The sequence below is a fragment of the Nocardioides sp. Root1257 genome, assembly GCF_001425175.1.
GTDB lineage: Bacteria > Actinomycetota > Actinomycetes > Propionibacteriales > Nocardioidaceae > Nocardioides.
The window spans coordinates 183,016-203,135 of sequence record NZ_LMDV01000010.1 but is presented as its reverse complement, the minus strand read 5'-3'; the positions used below and the strand labels follow the sequence as shown (position 1 = coordinate 203,135).

The window sequence follows — 20,120 nt, the reverse complement described above, 5'->3', positions numbered from 1 at the left end:
CCGATTCCTGAGAGAATGCACATTGGCGAAGGTGTGTACCGTCGTCAGTTCAGTTGAGCGCCTGCGTGGTCGTGCGACCGCCGGGCGGCGAGCTCGTGTCGAGAGAAGCCTGTGAAGCGCATATTCAAGGGTCCGTGGCTGTGGATCGTCCTCGCGGTGGTGGGCGTGCTCATCGCCCTGCAGTACCTCGCCCCGAGTGGCGGGTACAACGAGATCGAGTCGTCCAAGATGGAGAGCTACATCTCCAGCGGCGAGATCAAGGAGATCACCTTCGTCGACGGCGGTGACCAGCAGATCAAGGCGACGCTCGACAACGGTGACAAGGTCAACTCCTTCTGGCTCGCCGGCACCCAGGAGTCCATCCGGGACGCGGTCCAGGAGCAGGTCGACAAGGGCACCATCGAGAAGTACACCGTCGACGTGCCGAAGCCGAGCCTGCTCGGCTCGATCCTCGCGACGCTGCTGCCCTTCGCGCTCATCATCTTCCTCTTCCTCTTCCTCATGAACCAGGTCCAGGGCGGCGGCGGCCGCGGCGTCATGCAGTTCGCCAAGTCCAAGGCCAAGCTCATCTCCAAGGACATGCCGAAGACGACGTTCACCGACGTCGCCGGCTGCGAGGAGGCCATCGAGGAGCTCGGCGAGATCAAGGAGTTCCTCCAGGAGCCCGCCAAGTTCCAGGCCGTCGGCGCCAAGATCCCCAAGGGCGTGCTGCTCTACGGACCTCCGGGCACCGGCAAGACCCTGCTCGCGCGCGCCGTCGCCGGCGAGGCGGGCGTCCCCTTCTACTCGATCTCGGGCTCCGACTTCGTCGAGATGTTCGTCGGCGTCGGCGCCTCCCGCGTCCGCGACCTCTTCGAGCAGGCCAAGGAGAACGCCCCCGCGATCGTCTTCATCGACGAGATCGACGCCGTCGGTCGCCACCGTGGCGCCGGCATGGGCGGCGGTCACGACGAGCGCGAGCAGACCCTCAACCAGCTGCTTGTCGAGATGGACGGCTTCGACGTCCGCGGCGGCGTCATCCTGATCGCCGCGACCAACCGTCCCGACGTGCTCGACCCCGCGCTGCTGCGTCCGGGTCGCTTCGACCGCCAGATCCAGGTCGACGCGCCCGACCTCTCCGGCCGCCACCAGATCCTCAAGGTGCACTCGCGCGGCAAGCCGATGTCGGCCGACATCGACCTGCTCTCGGTCGCGCGTCGTACGCCGGGCTTCACCGGCGCCGACCTGGCCAACGTGCTCAACGAGGCCGCGCTGCTCACCGCCCGCGGCAACCAGAAGCTGATCACCAACCCGGCCCTCGACGAGGCGATCGACCGGGTCATCGCCGGCCCGCAGCGCCGTACTCGCCTGATGAGCGAGAAGGAGAAGCTCATCACGGCCTACCACGAGGGTGGCCACGCCCTGGTCGCCGCGGCGCTGCCTGGCACCGACCCGGTGCACAAGATCACGATCCTGCCGCGCGGTCGCGCGCTCGGCTACACGATGGTGCTGCCCGACGAGGACAAGTACTCCCAGACCCGCTCGCAGATGCTCGACTCGCTGGCCTACATGCTCGGTGGCCGCGCCGCGGAGGAGATGGTCTTCCACGACCCGACGACCGGCGCGGGCAACGACATCGAGAAGGCCACCAACCTGGCCCGCGCGATGGTGACGCAGTACGGCATGACCGAGTCGCTCGGTGCGATCAAGCTCGGCGACTCCAACTCCGAGCCGTTCCTGGGCCGCGACATGGGCCACCAGCGCAACTACTCCGAGGACGTCGCCGCGAAGATCGACGACGAGACCAAGAAGTTCCTCGCGGTCGCCCACCAGGAGGCCTTCGAGATCCTCGAGGAGAACCGGGACGTGCTCGACACCCTGGTGCTCGAGCTCTTCGACAAGGAGACCCTCGACAAGGAGCAGGTCGCGCGGATCTTCGAGCCGCTGCGCCGTCGCCCAGAGCGTCCCGCGTGGACCGGCTCGGACCGCCGGATCCCCTCGCAGATCCCGCCCGTGGAGATCCCGCAGTGGATCAAGGACCGGACGGCGGCCAACCACGCGGCGTTCGCCGCGTCCAACGGCGACGGGCCGACGAGCGACTCGGGCGAGGGCGGCGCGATCCTGACGCCGCCCGGATCCGGTGGTGACGTCCACGGCGGACCGGGTGTCCAGGGTTCCGACGCCGAGCCCCCGCGCTGACCTCATGACGGACTCGATCCGGCCCGACGACCGGGCGCCGGCGGACATCCCCGCGTTCGACCACGAGCGCGCCGCTGCGGCCGTCCGCGAGCTGCTGATCGCGATCGGCGAGGACCCGGACCGCGAGGGGCTGCACGACACGCCCGCGCGGGTCGCCCGGGCGTACGCCGAGCTGACGGCCGGCCTCCGGATGACGCCGGAGGACGTGCTGACCACGACCTTCGACCTCGGGCACGACGAGATGGTCCTGGTCCGTGACATCGAGCTGTGGTCGATGTGCGAGCACCACCTGGTGCCCTTCACCGGGGTCGCGCACGTCGGCTACATCCCGGCGGCCAGCGGGAAGATCACCGGGCTCTCGAAGCTGGCCCGGCTGGTCGACGTCTACGCCAAGCGCCCGCAGGTCCAGGAGCGCCTGACCACCCAGGTCGCGGACGCGCTCATGGACATCCTCGAGGCCCGCGGCGTCATCGTGGTGATCGAGGCCGAGCACCTCTGCATGACCATGCGGGGCGTGAAGAAGGCGGGCGCGCGCACCATCACCTCCGCCGTCCGCGGCACCATGCGCTCCAACGCCAGCACCCGTGCCGAGGCGATGGCGCTGATCCACCGGCGCTGAGGCTGTCCGGCGGGTCGCGTCAGTCCAGGCGCTCCGACTCCACGTCGAAGAACTCCTGGTAGTCGCGCACGCGCTCGCGCAGCTCGGCCTCGTCAAGCCCGGTCTCGGCGAAGGAGTACCGCTTCAGGCTGCCGCCCTGGTCGCCCGGGTGGGCGGCCAGGAACGCGCGCATCCGGCCCTCGGCCTCCGCGGTGAGCTCGAGCCCGATCTCGTCGTAGATCCGCGCCACCGCGCCGATCAGGTCGTGCCGGATGTCCTGGTAGCGGACGTCGACCACCTGGCCGGGCCCGAAGATCCTGTCGCGGCGCGCCTCGAGCGCGCGGTCCAGGCCGACGGGGATGTCGGCGCCGTACTGCGCGGCGAGCCGGGTCACCTCGAAGTGGTCGGTCGTCATCTCGCGCAGGCTGGCGCCGAGGGCGCTGATCGACGCGATCACCTTGAGCGGGTCGCGGTGGTTCTGGATCACGATCGCATCCGGGTACTCCGCCAGCAGCGCCGGCAGCGACCACAGGTGCGCCGGCGACTTCAGCAGCCACCGCTCGGAGTGGTGCTCCGACTGGAGGTGCTGCAGGAAGCGCCGGTGCCAGGCGTACGCCGGCGCCATGTCGGTCTCGTGCAGCAGCCAGTGGTTGTACGCCGGCACCTCGAACTGCAGCGTGTGCTGCATGGAGCGGAAGTCGCCGGTGAAGATCCGCACGTCCTCCTGGGCGAGCCGCGCCCCGAGCTCGTGGAAGGCGGCGAAGCCGGGGATGAACGACTCGACCAGGTCGAAGCCGGCCTGGCACTCCTCGATCCGCGGGTCGGTGTCGAAGGTCGCCGTCTGCGGCGCGGGGACCGGCCGCTCCATCTCCCAGCTGAGCGGCGCCCGGTTCGCCGGGTCCTGGGCCATCAGGTCGTGCAGGATCGTGGTCCCGGTGCGCGGCTGCCCGACGATGATGATGGGCCGCCGGATCTCCTGCCGGGCCACGTCGGGGTGCTCCGCACGCCAGGCCTCGATCCGGAGCCGGTTGGCGAGGTCGGTGACGATCCCGTCCTCGGCCACGCCGACGCCGATCTCGTTGAGCTGGGCGCTCTCGGCCAGGGACTCGAGGTAGAGGTCGAGGCCCTCCTGCCAGCTGTCGGCGCCGAAGTCGTCGGACCCGGCGGCCGCGATGGCGGCGGCGACGAGCCGGTCGTGGCGCTGGGCGGTGCTCTCGGCGTTCGCGGTGGTGGTCATCGGGCTCCTCGCGGATCGGGTCGTGGGTCGGGTGGCAGGTGGAGGGCGTCCAGGTGCTCCTGGACCAGGGCGGGGAGGTCGCCGCTGCCGCGGTCGACGAGCCACTCGTCGCACGCCAGCCGGACGGCCGCCATCGCCATCGCGCCCACCATCCGGGGACGCGGGTCGTGCGGCGCCAGTGCGACGAAGCGCGGTCGGACCGCGTCGGCGATGGCCATCTCCCAGTCGACGTAGAGCCGCAGCGTCCACGCGAACATCGCGGGCGAGGAGCGGCACAGGTCGGCCTGGTCGAGGAACGTCTGGCGGTTCGCGTCGAAGTCCTCGCCGAGGCGGGCGTACGCCGCGCGCACGGCGTCCAGGGGACCGACCTGCGGCGGCACCTCGGCCAGCAGCCCGACGATCACGAAGATCGCGGCGTCCGCGAGCCCGGTGGCGACGGCGAGCTCCTTGGAGTCGAAGTGCCGGAAGAACGTCGCCCGCCCGACCCCCGCCTCGGCGGCGATCTGGTCGGCGGTCGTGGCCGCCACCCCGTGCTCGCTCGCGAGCCGCGCGGCCGCGTCGGCGATCCGCTGGCGGGTCGCCGTACGCCGGTCGGTCCGCACCGATGTGACGGTCATCACACGGCGATGATACTGAGTCTCATTGCCGTGTCCAGGGTGGGCCAGACCGGATCCGGGAGGCGGGCGCGCTAGGTTGACCGCCATGCAGTACCTCGACTTCCTGTCCCGCATCCACGCGCTGCACCAGCCTGCCAACTACCTCGAGATCGGGGTGCGGTTCGGGCACAGCCTCGCGCTCGCCCAGTGCCGCGCGGTCGGCATCGATCCGGCGTACCTCATCGAGGCGGAGCTCTCGGGAGAGGTGCACCTGCAGCGGACCACCAGCGACGAGTACTTCACCCGTCCCGACTGCCTCGACGTGACCGACGGTCAGCCGTTCGACCTGGCGTTCATCGACGGGATGCACCTCTTCGAGTTCGGGCTGCGCGACTTCATCAACACCGAGGAGCACTCGAACCCCTGGTCCGTGGTGATCTTCGACGACGTGCTCCCGCGCAACGTGCCCGAGGCGGCGCGCGAGCGGCACACCGGCGCCTGGACCGGCGACGTCTTCCCGATCATCGAGGTGCTCCGCCGCTACCGCCCCGAGCTGGTCACGATCCTCGTCGACACCGCGCCCACCGGGCTGATGTTCGTGCTCGGGCTGGACCCGACCAACACCACGCTGCGGGACAACTACGACGAGATCGTCCGCGACTTCCGGCGGCCCGACCCGCAGGTGGTGCCCCAGCAGCTGCTGGACCGCGGCGGCGTCCAGACCCCGGCCCGGGTGCTCGACGCCGGCTTCTGGAAGGTGCTGCACGAGCAGCGGGAGCGCCCCGACCTGCCGGACTTCCACCTCCGGCTGCGCGAGCAGCTCGGCGCCGACCTCGGTACGGCGTACGCGCCGGTCTCCTAGCGGCTGCTAGCCACGCACGGAGCGCAGCGCCCGGCCCGCCAGGCGGCGGGCCTTCCCCGGTGTCGCCTCGACCGGCGTGGGTGTCGACGCCGCTGCTGCCGCCGCCGCCCGAGCGCGCCGTGCTCCACGCCTTCGCCGGGGGGCCTCGGCGACCGTCATGGTGCCGACGCCGTCGATGACGAGCCGCGCGCCGGTGGGCGCGAACGACGTGGGGGCGAAGCGGGTGAAGAGCGGGCTCTCGCCCGCCAACCCGCTCACCCAGGCCCGGAGGACCGGCTCGGTGCCGTCGTGCTCGAGCCAGGCGACGACGGGCATCGTGCCGAGGCGGAGCTCGCCGGTGCGGCGGGAGCCGGGCGCCAGGTCGAGGTTCGTGAGGCGGCTCGTCAGCAGGCTGCCGCGGGAGTCCTCGACGATCGTGGTGTCAGCCGGGACCAGCTGCCGGATCGGCTGGTGGGCGTGCGCGCCGACGTCGATGCCCAGGCGCTTGTTCCGTGAGAACGACACCACCGTCCGCTCCCGCACGCTCGCGCCGTGGGTCTTGTTCGGTCGGGCCCGGACCAGGACGGGCTCGCCGCCGTCGATCCGCACCGACGGCCACCAGAGACCGTCCGGCAGGGCCCCCGGGCCGGGTACGGCGCCGGGGTCGATCCGGAGCGTGACGGTGTCGCCGTCGACCTGCACACCCGACAGCGGCCACTCGACGCCGTACCGGTCGGAGTAGAGGCTGACCTGCACGTCCTCGGCCGGCTCCGACAGCTTGAGGACCAGGTCGAGGACGCCGTCGCCCCACTGCACGCCGGTCGTGCGCGCCCGGACCGACCCAGCGGCCTCAGGCGGCGTCCGGTGCTCCGGGGCGGGCCCGTCGACGAAGCACAGCGTGGTCGCGACCGACGCGGCTCCGGCGGTGGTCGTGTCGCTGCCGGCCAGGTCGGCGGCGACCTGCTCGGCCGTCGCCGTGGCGCGGCGACGCAGTCCCCCTGCGGGACCGGTGAGCTGCTCGGGCCCGTCCGGCAGAGCCGCAGGACGCTGGCCTGCGCGCCCCGTGAGGCCGAGGCAGACCTCGGCGCCGGTGGAGTCGGCCCGCGCGCCCAGGAGGGCGAGCGCGTCCGGCGTGAGGACGCGGTCGGGCGGCACGGCCGCGACGTACTCGCCGCTCGCCCGGTCGAGGAGGGTGGCGGCGGCGTCGGCCCCCGCGGGCACCGGCACGCGGGTGACGTTCGTGCGGTGGGCGACCAGGTCCTCGAGCCGCGCCGTGAGGCCGGCGTCCCGCTCGTCGTCGCCGATCAGCACCTCGAACTCCGCGGCCGGGAGGCTCTGTCGGTCGAGGCTGGCCAACAGGCTGCGGGAGCCGGCGGCGGTGGGCGGGACGAGGACCGAGACGCGCAGTGACATGGCGTCATTGTGCACGGCGCGGTCACACCCGTGGTGACGGCGCACGCTACGTTCGGGCCATGGACCTGCCGCGGCTGATGGGCGTCGTCAACGTCACGCCCGACTCGTTCTCCGACGGCGGCCGCTGGTTCGCGCCCGATGCGGCCATCGCCCACGGCCGCGACCTGCTGGCCCAGGGGGCCGACATCCTCGACATCGGCGGCGAGTCCACCCGCCCCGGGGCCACGCGGCCGCTGGTCGAGGAGGAGCTCGGCCGGGTGGTGCCCGTCATCGCCGAGCTCGCGGGCGGCGGAGCGACGGTCTCGGTCGACACGATGCGCTCCGAGGTCGCCGAGGCGGCGATCGCGGCGGGCGCCGCGATCGTCAACGACGTCTCGGGCGGCCTCGCCGACCCGCGGATGTACGACGTCGTGGCAGCCGCCGGGTGCACGTACGTCGCCATGCACTGGCGCGCGCACGCCGACCACATGCGCGACTTCGCCGTGTACGACGGCCCAGGCGGCGTCGTGACCGCGGTGCGCGACGAGCTGTCCGCGCGCGTCGACGCCATGCTCGCGGCCGGGATCGAGCCGGAGCGGATCGTCCTCGACCCCGGCCTCGGCTTCGCGAAGCGTCCCGAGCACAACTGGCAGCTGTTGCGCGACCTCGGCCCCATCGGCTCGCTCGGGTTCCCGCTGCTGGTGGGTGCCAGCCGCAAGTCGTTCCTCGGTACGCTCCTGGCCTCCGGCGGGTCCCCACGCCCGGTGGGCGACCGGGAGCACGCCAACACGGCACTCACGGTGCTGCTCGCCCAGGACGGCGTGTGGGGGCTGCGGGTGCACGACGTACTGGCCGCGAAGGACGCCCTCCGGGTGCTCGAGCGACTGACTGTGCCGGATCGAGAGGGGGAGGGGCCGCGATGACTGACGAGCTGGCCGTGCTCGGCATCGAGTGCTACGGGCACCACGGGGTGTTCGAGTTCGAGAAGCGCGAGGGCCAGATCTTCGTGATCGACCTCGTGCTGGGCATCGACACCGCGCCTGCTGCGGCGAGCGACGACTTGCGGGACACGGTCGACTACGGAAGTCTCGTGGCCTCGGTGAAAGCCGCCGTGGAGAGAGATCCGGTCGACCTGATCGAGACCCTGGCCCAGCGGATCGCGGACGTCTGCCTCTTGGGCGACCGTGTTGAATGGGCTCGGGTGACGGTCCACAAGCCGGACGCGCCCATCGACGCGACGTTCTCGGACGTCGCGCTGACGATCACCCGGAAGGGCCCCCGTGACTGAGACCCCGAACCCCCACATCATCGACACCGACACGCTGACCGGCGAGATGCGACCCATCCGCCGCGCCGTCCTCGCGCTCGGGTCGAACCTCGGGGAGCGGATGGCCAGCCTCCAGGGCGCCGTCAACGCGCTCGCGGACACGCCGGACGTGTGGATCACCGGGGTCTCCCCGGTCTACGAGACCGAGCCGGTCGACTGCCCTCCCGAGGCCAAGAACTACCTCAACGCCGTCGTGCTGATCGACACCACGCTCGCCGCGTCGCGCCTGATGGACCGGGCGCTGGCGATCGAGGACGCCTTCGAGCGCGAGCGGAGCGAGGTGCGCAACGCGCCCCGCACCCTCGACGTCGACCTGATCGTCGTCGGCGACCGCCGCAGCGACGAGGAGTCGCTCCGCCTCCCGCACCCGCGCGCCCACGAGCGCGCGTTCGTGCTGCGGCCGTGGCTGGACCTCGAGCCCGACGCGGCGCTGCCCGACCGCGGCGCCGTCGCCGACCTGCTCGACGCGGCCGACCAGACCGGCATCAAGGTCCGCGAGGACCTCGTCCTCGAGATCCAGTGACGCTCCCGACGTGACCCACCGGAAGTGACTCCGCGGTGATCGACGGCCCCGCCGGCCCGGAGGACGAGGAGCGGGAGACGGTCCAGCCGGGTCGTCTCCGGCCCACCTCGCCCGGAGCGCTGACCGGGTGGGCGGTCATCGGCCTGGTCGGCGGCTGGCTGCTGCACCCGCTGGCCGAACGGGTGCGGGACACCGCCCCCATCGTCACCTGGGCCCAGCCGCTCGCGCTCGTCCTCGTGGCGGCGATCCTCGGCGCCACGGCGTACGTCACCTGGCGGGCGGTGCACGTGCAGCACCACCGCCTCGAGCCGCACCAGGCCGTCAACCGGCTGGTGCTGGCCCGCGCGTGCGCCCTCGTGGGCGCGCTGGTGGCCGGCGGCTACTTCGGCTACGCCCTCAGCTGGGTGGGCGTCGACACCGAGCTGGGCGACCAGCGGATGTGGCGATCGGTCGTCGCGGGCCTCGCGGGCGTGGCGATCGTCATCACGGCGCTGCTCCTCGAGCGAGCGTGTCGCGTCCGATCCGACCCCGAGGACGCCTAGCCTGCTCCCATGGCTTCCCCTCGCTCCACCCGGCGTCGCCAGCGCAGCACGCGCCTGACCGTCGCCGTCGTCCTGCTCGCGCTCGCCGCCGTCACGGTGCTGGGCGCGATCGTGAGCGGCTCGTGGCTCCTCGTCACGCTCGCCGCAGCGGCCGCTGTGCTCCTCGGAGCCGCCGCCACCAAGATCACCCACACCGAGCTGGTCACCGCGCGGCACGACGCCGCCCGGGACCGGGCGGAGCAGGCCCAGGCCTACCGCCGCCTCACCGACGAGCGCACGGCGGAGAACGCCGCGTTCGCCGAGTCCATGCAGCAGAAGCTGGCGCACCGTGAGGCCGCCGTCGGCGAGCTCGAGGTCGCTCTCACGTCGGCCCAGCAGCGGGCTGCGGAGGCCACCCGCAAGCTCAACGCGGAGGCCCGTCGGGCCGAGGCCGCCGAGCGCCAGGGCCGCGACGTCGAGGAGCGGCTGGGCGCGCGGCTCGCCGACGCCGAGGAGCGGGCGGCGGAGGCCGTCGTCCGGGTCGTCGAGCTCGAGCAGGAGCTGGACGTCGTCCGCGCGGAGCTCGAGACCGTCACCCAGGCCTGGCGCTCCGCCGAGGCCACCGCACGCCGTCGCGCCTGAGCTGAACGCTGAGTCGAACGTCACGGGGTCTCCCGGGGTCCCCGGCCGGTTCACGCTGCGCCGGACGGGGGAGGATGGACGACTGTGATCCCCGACGAGAACCGGTTCGAGAGTGACCCCGACGCGGCCCTGGGGGCCGTCTCCGGCCTGCCGCGGGGCTGGACTGTCGGCACCCCCGACCCCGCCGACCGCTTCGACGTCGCGCGCCTGACCCACCTGCTGCGCGCCCACGAGCGGCACGGCCGCGGCTGGGCCGGCGCCGGCGTCGACGACGTGCTCGTCGAGGTGTCCGAGCACGGGCTGCGGATGCGCGAGAACGTCGTGGTCCGTGACGAGGACGGCGACATCCACGCGTGGGGCAGCGTCCACGACCGCTCGGTCGGCCGGATGCTCTTCGTGCACGTCGTGCAGCGGGACCTGCCCGACGACGTCGCCGACCGTTGCTCCGACCTCCTCGTCGAGTGGGCGGAGGCGCAGGCCCGCGCCGTGGGGGCCGCTCGCGGCCTGACCACGCAGCAGATCGACACCGGCGCGTTCCAGGGCGACGAGCGCCAGGCCCGATGGCTGTCGGGGGCCGGCTTCGAGCGGGTGCGCACCTGGTGGCAGATGAGCCGGCCGGTGACCCCCGACGAGGCCGACCTGGTCGACTCCCCGGACCGCTGGGAGGCCGACGGGGTCGTCGTACGCCTGGTCGGGCGCACCGGCGCCGGGCTGCCCGACGAGGACGACCTGCGCGGGGTCCACGACGTGCTCGAGGGCGCGTTCGTCGACCACTTCAACTCCAGCGAGGAGACCTTCGAGGAGTTCCTCTTCCGGCTCCGGGAGGACCCCGGCCACCGCTGGGACCACTGGTGGCTCGCCGAGCTCGTCGACGGCGACGAGCCGCAGCCCGTCGGTGCGCTCATCGGCACGGTCTCGGAGTCGACGAACGGCCCGGACGGGTCGTACGTCTCCTACCTCGGCGTGCTCGAGGCGGCGCGCGGGCGCGGTGTGGCCAAGGGCCTGCTGCGCACCATCATCGCGGACGCCGCGTCCCGCGGGCGCGACCGCGTCGGTCTCGAGGTCGACGCCGACTCGCCGACCGGTGCTGCCGGTCTCTACACCTCGATGGACTGGGCGACGAAGTACGTCACCGAGTCCTGGCACCGCGACGTCCCGATCGACTGACCACCGCCCGACCGTCGGGGTAGTCCCTGACGGAACGGTCCTCCGGTCACGCTCCCACGGGCCGAATCGTCAGGGACTACCCCTCCGTCGCCATCTCCGCGAGCGCGGCGCGCAGGGCGCGGTGCACGCCGTTGGGGGTCAGGACGCCGACGAACTGCGCGCCGTCCTGCACGCCCACGACGCCCCGGTCCTCGCGGAGGAGTACGGCGAGGGCCTCGCCCAGCGAGATGTCAGTGCCGACGGTGGCGCCGAGGTCGCCGGTGCGGACGCCGTCGAGGGGCTCGATGTGGGCGGGGTCCAGGGGCGTGACCGTCAGCCGCCGGAGGCCGGACGTCGAGCCGACGAACTCCGCGACGAACTCGTCGGAGGGTCGCCCGAGCACCCGGGCCGGGGTGTCGAACTGCGCGAGCCGGCCGCCGCTCGCGAAGACCGCGACCCGGTCCCCGAGCCGGACCGCCTCGTCGATGTCGTGGGTCACGAAGACGACCGTCACGCCGACCTCGTCCTGGAGGCGGAGGAACTCGTCCTGCAGGCGGGTGCGGACCACCGGGTCGACCGCGCCGAACGGCTCGTCCATCAGCAGCACCGGCGGGTTCGCGGCCAGCGCCCGCGCCACGCCGACCCGCTGCTGCTGGCCACCGGACAGCTGGTGCGGGTAGCGGTCGGCGTACGTCGTCGGGTCGAGCCCGACGAGGTCGAGCAGCTCGCGAGCGCGATCGCGGGCGACCGACCTCGACTCGCCGTACAGCAGCGGCACCGTCATCACGTTGGCCAGGATCTTCTGGTGCGGGAAGAGCCCGACCTGCTGGATCACGTAGCCGATGCTGCGGCGCAGCTTCACGGGGTCCTGGTGCGTGACGTCGTCGCCGTCGATCTCGATCGTGCCGGTCGTGGGCTCGATCAGCCGGTTGATCATCTTCAGCGTCGTCGACTTGCCGCAGCCCGACGGACCGACCAGGCAGACCAGCTCGCCGCGCTGGATCTCGAGGTCCAGCTCCTGGACGGCGACGGTGCCGTCGTCGTACGTCTTGCCGACACGCGACAGCCGGATCATGGGCTCAGTCGCCGGCTCTGTCATACCTGGGGGCAGCCCGTCGAGGAGGTAGCGTCCATGCGGTGACCCTACTCGTGGCGGCGGTGGCTGCGGCCGACGCGCCGAGCTGCTACAGCCGGCTGACCAACGAGTGGTTCTGCTGGCAGTACGTCCAGGACCGCAAGCCCGAGATCGTCGACGCGACCGTCCAGCACATCCAGATCACGGTGATCGCGGTCGTGGTCAGCGTGCTCATCGCGTTCCCGCTCGCGCTGGTGGCGCGTCGGCTACCGCGGCTCGAGGCGCTCATCCTCGGCCTCTCGACCGCCGTCTACACGATCCCCTCGCTCGCGCTGCTCCCGCTGCTGGTGCCGTTCACGGGGCTGTCGGCGACCACCGTGGTCATCGGGCTCTCGCTCTACGCGCTCACGATCCTGGTCCGCAGCATCCTCGAGGGCCTGCGCTCGGTCCCCGCCGACGTGCGCGAGTCCGCGACCGGCCTGGGGTACGGCACGACGCGGCGGCTGTTCCGCGTCGAGCTCCCGCTGGCGCTGCCGGTGATGATGGCCGGCCTGCGGGTCGCCACCGTGTCGACGGTCGCGCTCACCACGGTCGGCACGCTCGTGTCGTACGGCGGTCTGGGCAACCTGATCAACGACGGCGTCCGCACCAACTTCCGCGCCGAGCTGATGACCGCCTCGATCATCTGCGTCGGGCTGGCCGTCGTCCTCGACCTGCTGATCGTCGGGTCCCAGTGGCTGCTCACCCCGTGGACCCACGGACGGGGGGAGACGACATGACCGTGGTCACCGATGCGTGGGACTACCTCACGACCGCGTCGAGCTGGACCGGCGAGGACGGGATGCTGCACCTGATGGAGCAGCAGCTGCTCCTGACGCTGACGGCGCTGCTGCTCGCGATGGCGATCGGGCTGCCGATCGCGCTGGGTCTCGGCCACCTCGGCCGCGGCGGGCTGCTGGCGATCAACATCTCGAACATCGGCCGCGCCGTCCCCACGTTCGCCCTCCTGGCGCTCCTGGTCGTCGCGGACTGGCCGGGCACGCGGGAGTTCGGGCCCTACGGCCGCGCGGGGCTCGCGACGATCATCGCCCTGACCCTCTTCGCGCTCCCGCCGATCATCACCTCCGCCAACGTCGCGATCCGCGAGGTCTCGCCGTCCGTGCGCCAGGCGGCCGACGGGATGGGGATGACGGGTGGCCAGAAGTTCTGGCGGGTCGAGCTCCCCCTCGCCGCGGCGCTCGTCATGTCGGGCATCCGCCTGGCCCTGGTGCAGGTCTGGGCGACCGCGACCATCGCGGCCCTGGTCGCCGGTCCCGGGCTCGGCCGGGTCATCACCGACGGCTTCTACCGCACCAACTACGGCAAGGGCATCGCCGGCGCGATCGTGGTCGCGGTGGTCGCCCTGGTGCTCGAGGCGTTCGCCGCGTTCGCCCAGCGACGGCTCGACCCGGTGCCCCGGGAACCGTCACCAAAACGTCATCGGGGAATGTCGGCGACCCGCCCTATGGTTGCCGAGGAGGTCGACGCCGTCGGCCACTAGCTCGACCGGACACGCGCGGCCGAACCGCGGGACACAGAAGGTGAAGCACATGCACGTACGACGTTCCCTGGCCGCGGCCCTCGCCGTCGGCTCCCTCTTCCTCGCTGGCTGTGCCGGCTCCGACCTGTCCGAAGGGTCCGACAGCCCCGGCGCGGACGACTCCTCGTCGGCCGCGGCCGACAAGGGTCCGATCAGCATCTCCGGCCAGTCCTTCCCGGAGGCCGCGCTGGTCGCGGCCATGTACGAGGAGCTGCTGACCAACGCCGGCTACCAGCCCGACGTCAAGCTGGTCGACACCCGCGACGCCTACATGGCGACGTTCCCGGACAGCATCGACGTCGTGCCGGAGTACGTCGGCGGCATCGTCAACTTCCTGAACTCGCGCGAGAACGGCGCCAAGGCCAAGCCGTTCACCGCCGGTGACGGCGCCGAGCTGGCCACCCAGGGTGCCGACCTGCTCGACGCGGCCAAGATCACGCTCCTCGACCAGTCGGCCGCCACGGACACCAACGCGTTCTTCGTGACGAAGGACTACTCGGAGTCCGAGGGCGTCACCAAGCTCTCCGACCTGAAGGGCAAGTCGGTCGTCCTGGCCGCCGCCCCCGACTGCGAGGGCCGGCTCGACTGCGAGGGCGGCCTCTCCGACCAGTACGGCATCGACGTCACCAAGGTGCTGCCGCTCGGCTACGCGAGCGACCAGACCTACCAGTCGGTGATCAAGGGCGAGGCCCAGCTCGGCGAGACCAGCACCACCGACGGCACCCTGGAGTCCCAGGGCCTGGTCGTGCTCGAGGACGACATGCAGATCCAGCCGGCGCAGAACCTGGTGCCGGCCGTCAGCAGCGCCTTCCTCGAGCAGCACCCGGACGTCGCCGACGTCCTCAACGGCCTGATGGCCAAGCTGACGACCGAGGACCTCACCACGCTCAACGGCGAGGTGGCCGTGGACCGGAAGACGCCCGAGGAGGTCGCGCACAGCTACCTCGACAGCGCCGGTCTGCTCTGACGAACCGCTGACGACGAGGCCGGCCCGGGACCATCCGGGCCGGCCTCGTCGCGTGCGGCCCGGACCGAGGCGGGGCTACTCGAGGAGTGCTGCGACGACCCGCTCGGCGGCCCGTCCGTCGTGGAGCGCGTTGAAGGTCCGGTTGAGCTCCGCCGTGGCTGCGGCGTACGTCGCGCCGACGCGGTCGCGGTCGCGGACGGCGTCGACGACGCTGTCGGTGTCGACCAGGTGCGGGCCGTGGGTGGTCGCGTCGAAGTCGATGGGCGCCGGCACAGCGGCCAGGTAGGCGTCGTGGTCCGGCACGTGGAAGATCGCGGGCTTCGCGGTCAGCGCCCAGTCGAAGCGCCGGTCGGTGTAGTCGAGGACCGCGACGTCGGCGGTGAGCAGCAGGTCGTTGAGGGACCGGTGGGCGCTGACGTCGACCACCGTCGCTGCCTCGTCGTCGTCGCTGGGCGTGTGCGGGACGCCGACCGTGAGGATGACGTGGCCCGGCCCGAGACCGCGGGCCAGCCCCGCGACGTCGAGCTCGTCCGTGGCGCCCGCCCTCAGGAGCGCGGCGCGGGTGGCACGGTCGCGCTGCGAGCGGACGTGCAGGACCACGACCCGGTCGACCGGGACGCCGAGGCGCCCGAGGACCCCCCTCCGCACGACCTCCGGGTCCCGGGTCACGAGGTCGTCGGTGCGGGGGAGGCCGGTGACCAGCACGCGTCCGTCGTACTCGTACTCGCGTCGGTAGATGTCGGCGACGTCCTCGCTCGGGGCGACCAGGACGTCCCACTGGCGCCGCCGGCGCGCGATCTCGAGCTGGACGGCGTGCTCGCTCATCCCGCGGGCCTGCCAGGCGCTGCGACCGACGGGGCGCACCGGGAACCCCGGGAACAGCTGGGCGGTGCGCTGCCACGGCGCCTTGACGAAGAAGTCGGGCAGGTCGTCGCCGGCCCAGATGACCGGCGCGCGGTCGAGGGCGTCGTACCAACCGCGGCTGTGCTGCAACAGCTCGCCGGCGCCCGGCGGCGTGGCGAGGCGGTCGGGGTCCGACCAGGCGCACGAGACCTCGGGACGGGCGGCGGTCAGGGCGGCGGTCAGGGCGGTGCGGGCGTCCGGGTCCCCGCCCTCGAGTAGCACCGACGTCGCACCAGGCGGCGTGAGCACGTCACGGCGCCGGTGCGCGAGCTGACGCGCGTGCCGGAACGCGGGGGAGCGCTCCTCGTCGTCGAGCGGCGCCTCGAGGCGTACGGCGACCACCTGGTCCTGACGCAGGCGGACGGTGGCCCGGTGCCCGGGCGTCGCGTGCGACCACGGTGCGGCCGCGGCCAGCGCCTCGTCGGCCCGGGCCTCGAGCTCGAGCCCGTCGCCGGTGTGTACGACGACCGCGTAGCCGCCGGGCTGCGCGGTCGCGCCGAGATCGAACCGCACCGTCGCGGAGCCGGGTCCGCGGGCGATGGTCGTGCCGGGGAGGTCGGCGTGCCGACCGGTGAGGGCGACCGTGGCCAGGTCGTCCTCCGTCAGGCCCGCGGTGCGCAGCCGCACGACAAGCGATCCGTCCTCCAGGTCGATCCGCTCCACCAGCAGGCTCCGACCGTCGAGGACGGCCTCCACCCGGCCGTCCGGGGTCGGGCGCCACGCCGCGCCCCCCGGCGCGTCGGGACCGACCGGGTCCGCCCCGGCCGGCCAGAGCAGCGGCTGCATGCGTCCTCCCGGGACGCGGGCCCGCAGGACCCAGGACGGTCCGGCCTCGCCGTCGATGCCGATCGCGAAGTTGCCGTCGTCGCCCGCCATCGTCGAGACGGCGCCGCTCGGTCCCCGCGCCGCCACCTTCGTGCCGGCGGGATCAGCGGTCCGGAGGCGTCCGCGCAGCACACCGTCGGTCGGTGGGAGCAGCTCCTCCACCACGACCGCGGCCGGCAGCACGGTGACCTCGAAGCCGCCCCCGGACTCCCAGCGCGGCTCGACCCGCACCGGCCCCCCGTCGAGCTCCACGACGGCCTGCCGCGGCCGGTCGGCGCCCGAGCCGTCGACGGCGACATGGACGCCGGCCTCCCGCACGATCTCGCCCTGCTCGAGCCGCAGCCGCAGCCGCCAGGTCGCGGGCGCCCCGTCGGTCGGGACCAGGTCCGCCAGCGGGGCCACGGCGGCGAAGCCGGCGGCGGCATGACTCACCGCGGGGTCCTCCGCCCAGTCGTCGATGGCCGGGTCGGTCGCCGGCGTCACCGTCAGCGCGACGCTCCCGGCGCCCTCGGTGCGCACGAGCGTCGCCGTCAGCACACCCGGTCCTGCCAGGCCGGGCACCAGGGCGTAGCCGGCCACCACCACGGCACCCTCGTCGAGCCGGACCGAGCGGAGGGCGGCTCGGAGCGCCGTCTCGGACGCCGTGAGCTCCCAGGCCGACTCCGGCACCAGCGCGACCACCGACGCCGGCAGGTCCGGCACGGCCGACATCCGGGCGCCGTCGACGCGGACGATGGTGTGCCGGTCGCCGGCGAAGGCCGCCTCGGCCTCGGCCAGCGCCTCCCAGTGCTCGCCTGCGCACAGCCACGCCCGCACCAGCCGGTCGTGGCGGACCGCCCGCAGGGCGCGCTCCGAGGCCCGGTCCAGGAAGGTGCGGTACGTCGCCGCCATCAGTGAGCGGTACTCGGCCGTCCCGGTGAGGGCATGGGCGAGGAACGGGCGGAAGTCGATGTCGAGGCACCGCCCGACCCACGCGTCGTACGTCGCCGCGCTGGCCTCAGCCTGGAGCAGGTCGTAGGCCTCCTCCTTCACCGCGACCCGGTCGCGGAGGTTCTGGAGGAGCGCCTTCTGCTGCCCGATGCTGCTGTGGTCCTCACGGATGCGCCAGTGGTAGGTGACGTTCGACAGCACGTCGAAGCGCTCCGCGCGCAGGTAGGCAGCGAGCATCGGGACGTGGTCCTCGTAGGCGATGCCCTCGCTGAAGTCGCCGATCCGGCTGCGCCAGAACTCGGTCCGGAACATCCGGTTGCACGCGACGATGTCCTGGATCGCCTCGGGGAACTCGTCGATGGTGGTCGCGATCCGGTCGAACTCGTGCACCGTCGAGCCCCACGCCACCTGGCGCATCCGGCCGTGCTTGAACCGGCGGGCCGCGCCGACCACGAGGTCCGAGCCGGACCGCCGCAGGGTCCGCACCATGAGCTCGAAGGCCCGCGTCGGGACGGTGTCGTCGGAGTCGCAGAAGGTGAGGAACTCGCCCCGGGCCGCCCCCAGGCCGGTGTTGCGCGCGCTGCCCAGGCCGCCGTTCGCCTGCCGGATCACGCGCAAGCGGTCGTCCGCGGCGGCGTACCGCTCGAGGATCTGCGGGCTGTCGTCGGTCGACCCGTCGTCGACGGCGATCACCTCGAGGTCGACCAGCGACTGGCCGAGGACGCTGTCCAGGCACTCGGCGAGGAACGGCGCGACGTTGTAGACCGGGACGACGACGCTCAGGACCGGGGCGGCCGGTGGCTCCGACGGGCTGGCCGGGGCTGCCGGCTCCGCGTCGACGTCGCGCGACCGGGTCCGGCCGCGGAAGACGCCGGTCAGGCGGCGGCGGGCAGCTGGGTCGTTCATCGGCCTGTTCTGAGCGTCCGGGCGAGTACGCCGGCAGCCTAGTGCCCGGCGCGTCGTGCCCTAGGCTGGGCCGCCGATCCCGGGCGGCAGCACGGGAGGCGCGAGCGGGAGCGAGGAACGGCGTGGCGGCAGGACAGGGTGGTGGGCTCCGGGCCTTCGCCGGACGCGTACGGCGGAGGCTGCAGCGGCAGCCGGAGGTCGTCGAGCGCCCTGCCGTGGTCGTGGACGAGGAGCTGCTGGCGCTGGCGACCGACCTGGTGGGCGATCGGGCCGCGCCGCGCATCGTGATCATCGCCGGACCGGGCGCGAAGCCGCTGGCCCGTGCCCTGCGGTCCCGCTTCCCGGGCGCCGCCGTCAAGGTCGTCCCGGCCGAGGCCAGCGCCTCCCGCCGGCACCTCGGCGTCACGCTCGCCGGGCCGTTCGACCTGGCGCTCGACCTCGTCGGCACCCCTCAGGGGCGGCTGGGCCGCTTCCAGGAGCTGTTCAACCAGCTGTCGGCCGGCGGGCACCTGGCCATCGCCGGTGCGGCGCCAGACGCGCCCCGCGCGGAGGACGACGCTCCCCCGACCGGCGAGCCCAGTGGGCTGGAGCCGTTGCTCACCGGGGCGGTGGCCCGGGTGGGCAAGAAGGTCCGCACCGACCGCAAGCGCGTGCCGGTGCGGCGCATGGACGAGCAGGCCCTCGCGGACGCGCTGACGGCGACCGAGATCCGCGGCGACTACCTGGTGCTCACCAACGGGGTCGGCCCGGCGCACGCCAAGCTGCGCGAGGACGAGGGCATCACCGTGATGCGGAAGCGCCCCGAGCTGGGCCACTCGGTCCTCGAGACCGTCGAGGGGCTGCGCTTCACGTCGCGCTGCGACCTCCAGCAGAACACCCCGACCCGCGGCGCGTTCCAGCCGACGGAGTACGACGCGCCTCCGGCGTACCTCCGCGACTACCGCGGCGTCGTGGTCGCCCCCGGCCAGATCGTCGCCGACGACCGCGTGCTCTGGCCCGACACCTACCGCCACAACGCCCGCAAGCGGCTGCGCAACATGCACACCATCGAGGTGGCGCCGGGCTACGCCCGCCTGCCGTTCTCGACCGACGGCCTCCCGGTCCTCGAGGGCACGTACTTCCACCTCGACAACGAGGTGCGCGGCCACTTCGGGCACCTGCTGACCGAGACCGTGTCCCGCCTGTGGGCCTGGCCGCGAGCCAAGGAGCTGGAGCCCGACCTCAAGGTGCTGGTCGCGACCAACCGGCGTCCCGAGCTGATGTCCTACGAGCTCACGATCTACGCCGCCGCGGGCATCACGGCCGACGACATCGTGATGATCCAGGAGCCGGTGCGGGTCGAGCGGCTCCTGTCGCCCAGCCCGATGCTCTCGAACCCGGAGTTCGTGCACCCGGCCATCGCCGACACCTGGCAGCTGATGGGCGACGCGCTCGCGGCGGACGCCACCGGCGACCTCCGGCCCGACCGGATCTTCTGCTCGCGTCGCATCAAGAAGCGCGCCTGCAACAACACCGACGAGGTGGAGGAGATCTTCCGCGCCGCCGGCTTCGAGGTGCTCTTCCCCGAGGACTACCCGCTCGGCGACCAGATCGCGATGTTCCGCTCGGCCAGCGTGCTCGCCGGCTTCGCGGGCAGCGGGCTCTTCAACGTCTGCTTCGCGCCCGACCCGGTGCAGATGATCATGCTCAGCTCCGACGCCTACTCGGCGCGCAACGAGTACCTGATCGCCTCCGTCCTGGGCCACTCGATCACCTCGGTGATCTCGAAGGCCGACAACCCGGGCGAGTTCCAGTCCTCCTTCACCTTCGACGTCGAGGACGAGGGTCGCTACCTGGCCCGAGTGCTGGCCGCGCTGGACGACTGACCGTCCGCAGGACCGCCCGTGGTCCGGGCGGCCTGGGTCCGCGGGATACGATCGGCCGCGATCCGCCAG

Annotated in this window: 18 protein-coding genes; 13 read left to right on the top strand and 5 right to left on the bottom strand. The window is 72.8% G+C overall.

Features of this window, described 5'->3' with window-relative positions; all coding sequences use genetic code 11:
• The first annotated feature begins 111 nt into the window (after positions 1-111).
• Together ftsH and folE are read left to right on the top strand one after the other, a co-directional pair.
• Positions 112-2,178, top strand: coding sequence for an ATP-dependent zinc metalloprotease FtsH (ftsH, locus tag ASC77_RS19920; RefSeq protein ID WP_056156985.1), 2,067 nt, complete (start codon positions 112-114; stop codon positions 2,176-2,178).
• Between the two features lie 4 nt (positions 2,179-2,182).
• Positions 2,183-2,797 (top strand): GTP cyclohydrolase I FolE, encoded by a 615-nt coding sequence (gene folE, locus ASC77_RS19915; protein WP_056157255.1) that lies wholly within the window; start codon positions 2,183-2,185, stop codon positions 2,795-2,797.
• Positions 2,798-2,816: 19 nt separating this feature from the next.
• On the opposite strand, the gene ASC77_RS19910 is transcribed toward folE, so the two are convergent.
• Together ASC77_RS19910 and ASC77_RS19905 are read right to left on the bottom strand one after the other, a co-directional pair.
• Positions 2,817-4,013: a sulfotransferase family protein gene (locus ASC77_RS19910; protein WP_056156983.1), complete on the bottom strand. Its 1,197-nt coding sequence runs from the start codon at positions 4,011-4,013 to the stop codon at positions 2,817-2,819.
• Positions 4,010-4,630 carry a TetR/AcrR family transcriptional regulator gene (locus tag ASC77_RS19905; protein ID WP_056156981.1) on the bottom strand — a complete coding sequence of 207 codons (621 nt, stop codon included), beginning with the start codon at positions 4,628-4,630 and terminating at the stop codon, positions 4,010-4,012. The genes ASC77_RS19910 and ASC77_RS19905 overlap by 4 nt, the downstream gene beginning before the upstream one ends.
• Positions 4,631-4,715: 85 nt before the next feature.
• On the opposite strand from ASC77_RS19905, the gene ASC77_RS19900 reads away from it, so the two are divergent.
• Complete coding sequence (locus ASC77_RS19900; protein WP_056156979.1) at positions 4,716-5,471, top strand: class I SAM-dependent methyltransferase; 756 nt, start codon at positions 4,716-4,718, stop codon at positions 5,469-5,471.
• Between the two features lie 6 nt (positions 5,472-5,477).
• Here the strand turns inward: ASC77_RS19900 and ASC77_RS19895 are convergent, their stop codons facing one another.
• A complete protein-coding gene (locus tag ASC77_RS19895) occupies positions 5,478-6,863 on the bottom strand; it encodes a glycosyltransferase (protein WP_056156976.1) in 1,386 nt (461 codons plus the stop codon).
• Positions 6,864-6,922: 59 nt separating this feature from the next.
• On the opposite strand from ASC77_RS19895, the gene folP reads away from it, so the two are divergent.
• The 6 genes from folP to ASC77_RS19865 all read left to right on the top strand — a co-directional run bounded on the left by folP (position 6,923) and on the right by ASC77_RS19865 (position 11,022).
• Entirely contained in the window at positions 6,923-7,765 is an 843-nt protein-coding gene (gene folP, locus ASC77_RS19890) for a dihydropteroate synthase (protein ID WP_056156975.1), read from the top strand.
• Positions 7,762-8,130, top strand: a complete 369-nt coding sequence (gene folB, locus ASC77_RS19885; RefSeq protein WP_056156973.1) for a dihydroneopterin aldolase — start codon at positions 7,762-7,764, stop codon at positions 8,128-8,130. Before folP ends, folB begins: the two co-directional genes overlap by 4 nt.
• Positions 8,123-8,692 (top strand): 2-amino-4-hydroxy-6-hydroxymethyldihydropteridine diphosphokinase, encoded by a 570-nt coding sequence (gene folK, locus ASC77_RS19880; RefSeq protein ID WP_056156971.1) that lies wholly within the window; start codon positions 8,123-8,125, stop codon positions 8,690-8,692. The genes folB and folK overlap by 8 nt, the downstream gene beginning before the upstream one ends.
• Before the next feature lie 35 nt (positions 8,693-8,727).
• Positions 8,728-9,234 carry a DUF3180 domain-containing protein gene (locus ASC77_RS19875; RefSeq protein ID WP_235547822.1) on the top strand — a complete coding sequence of 169 codons (507 nt, stop codon included), beginning with the start codon at positions 8,728-8,730 and terminating at the stop codon, positions 9,232-9,234.
• Positions 9,235-9,243: 9 nt separating this feature from the next.
• The gene (locus tag ASC77_RS19870; protein WP_056156969.1) at positions 9,244-9,855 is read left to right on the top strand and encodes a hypothetical protein; all 612 of its coding nucleotides are present in this window, start codon (positions 9,244-9,246) and stop codon (positions 9,853-9,855) included.
• Positions 9,856-9,939: 84 nt separating this feature from the next.
• On the top strand, positions 9,940-11,022 hold the full coding sequence (locus ASC77_RS19865) for a GNAT family N-acetyltransferase (RefSeq protein WP_056156967.1): 1,083 nt from the start codon (positions 9,940-9,942) through the stop codon (positions 11,020-11,022).
• A gap of 76 nt (positions 11,023-11,098) precedes the next feature.
• Here ASC77_RS19865 and ASC77_RS19860 read toward each other — a convergent pair whose 3' ends face one another.
• Positions 11,099-12,076, bottom strand: a complete 978-nt coding sequence (locus tag ASC77_RS19860; RefSeq protein ID WP_056156966.1) for an ABC transporter ATP-binding protein — start codon at positions 12,074-12,076, stop codon at positions 11,099-11,101.
• 62 nt (positions 12,077-12,138) lie between these two features.
• Here ASC77_RS19860 and ASC77_RS19855 point away from each other — a divergent pair, with 62 nt between their 5' ends.
• Genes ASC77_RS19855 through ASC77_RS19845 form a run of 3 tightly spaced genes read left to right on the top strand, consistent with a single transcriptional unit; the run spans position 12,139 to position 14,622 of the window.
• The gene (locus tag ASC77_RS19855; RefSeq protein WP_200945062.1) at positions 12,139-12,855 is read left to right on the top strand and encodes an ABC transporter permease; all 717 of its coding nucleotides are present in this window, start codon (positions 12,139-12,141) and stop codon (positions 12,853-12,855) included.
• Positions 12,852-13,616, top strand: a complete 765-nt coding sequence (locus ASC77_RS19850) for an ABC transporter permease (RefSeq protein WP_056156964.1) — start codon at positions 12,852-12,854, stop codon at positions 13,614-13,616. Before ASC77_RS19855 ends, ASC77_RS19850 begins: the two co-directional genes overlap by 4 nt.
• Before the next feature lie 49 nt (positions 13,617-13,665).
• Positions 13,666-14,622, top strand: coding sequence for an ABC transporter substrate-binding protein (locus ASC77_RS19845; RefSeq protein ID WP_056156961.1), 957 nt, complete (start codon positions 13,666-13,668; stop codon positions 14,620-14,622).
• A gap of 75 nt (positions 14,623-14,697) precedes the next feature.
• Here the strand turns inward: ASC77_RS19845 and ASC77_RS19840 are convergent, their stop codons facing one another.
• The gene (locus tag ASC77_RS19840) at positions 14,698-18,186 is read right to left on the bottom strand and encodes a CDP-glycerol glycerophosphotransferase family protein (RefSeq protein WP_056156960.1); all 3,489 of its coding nucleotides are present in this window, start codon (positions 18,184-18,186) and stop codon (positions 14,698-14,700) included.
• 122 nt (positions 18,187-18,308) lie between these two features.
• Here ASC77_RS19840 and ASC77_RS19835 point away from each other — a divergent pair, with 122 nt between their 5' ends.
• On the top strand, positions 18,309-20,051 hold the full coding sequence (locus ASC77_RS19835; RefSeq protein ID WP_156391197.1) for a glycosyltransferase family 61 protein: 1,743 nt from the start codon (positions 18,309-18,311) through the stop codon (positions 20,049-20,051).
• Positions 20,052-20,120: the final 69 nt, after the last annotated feature.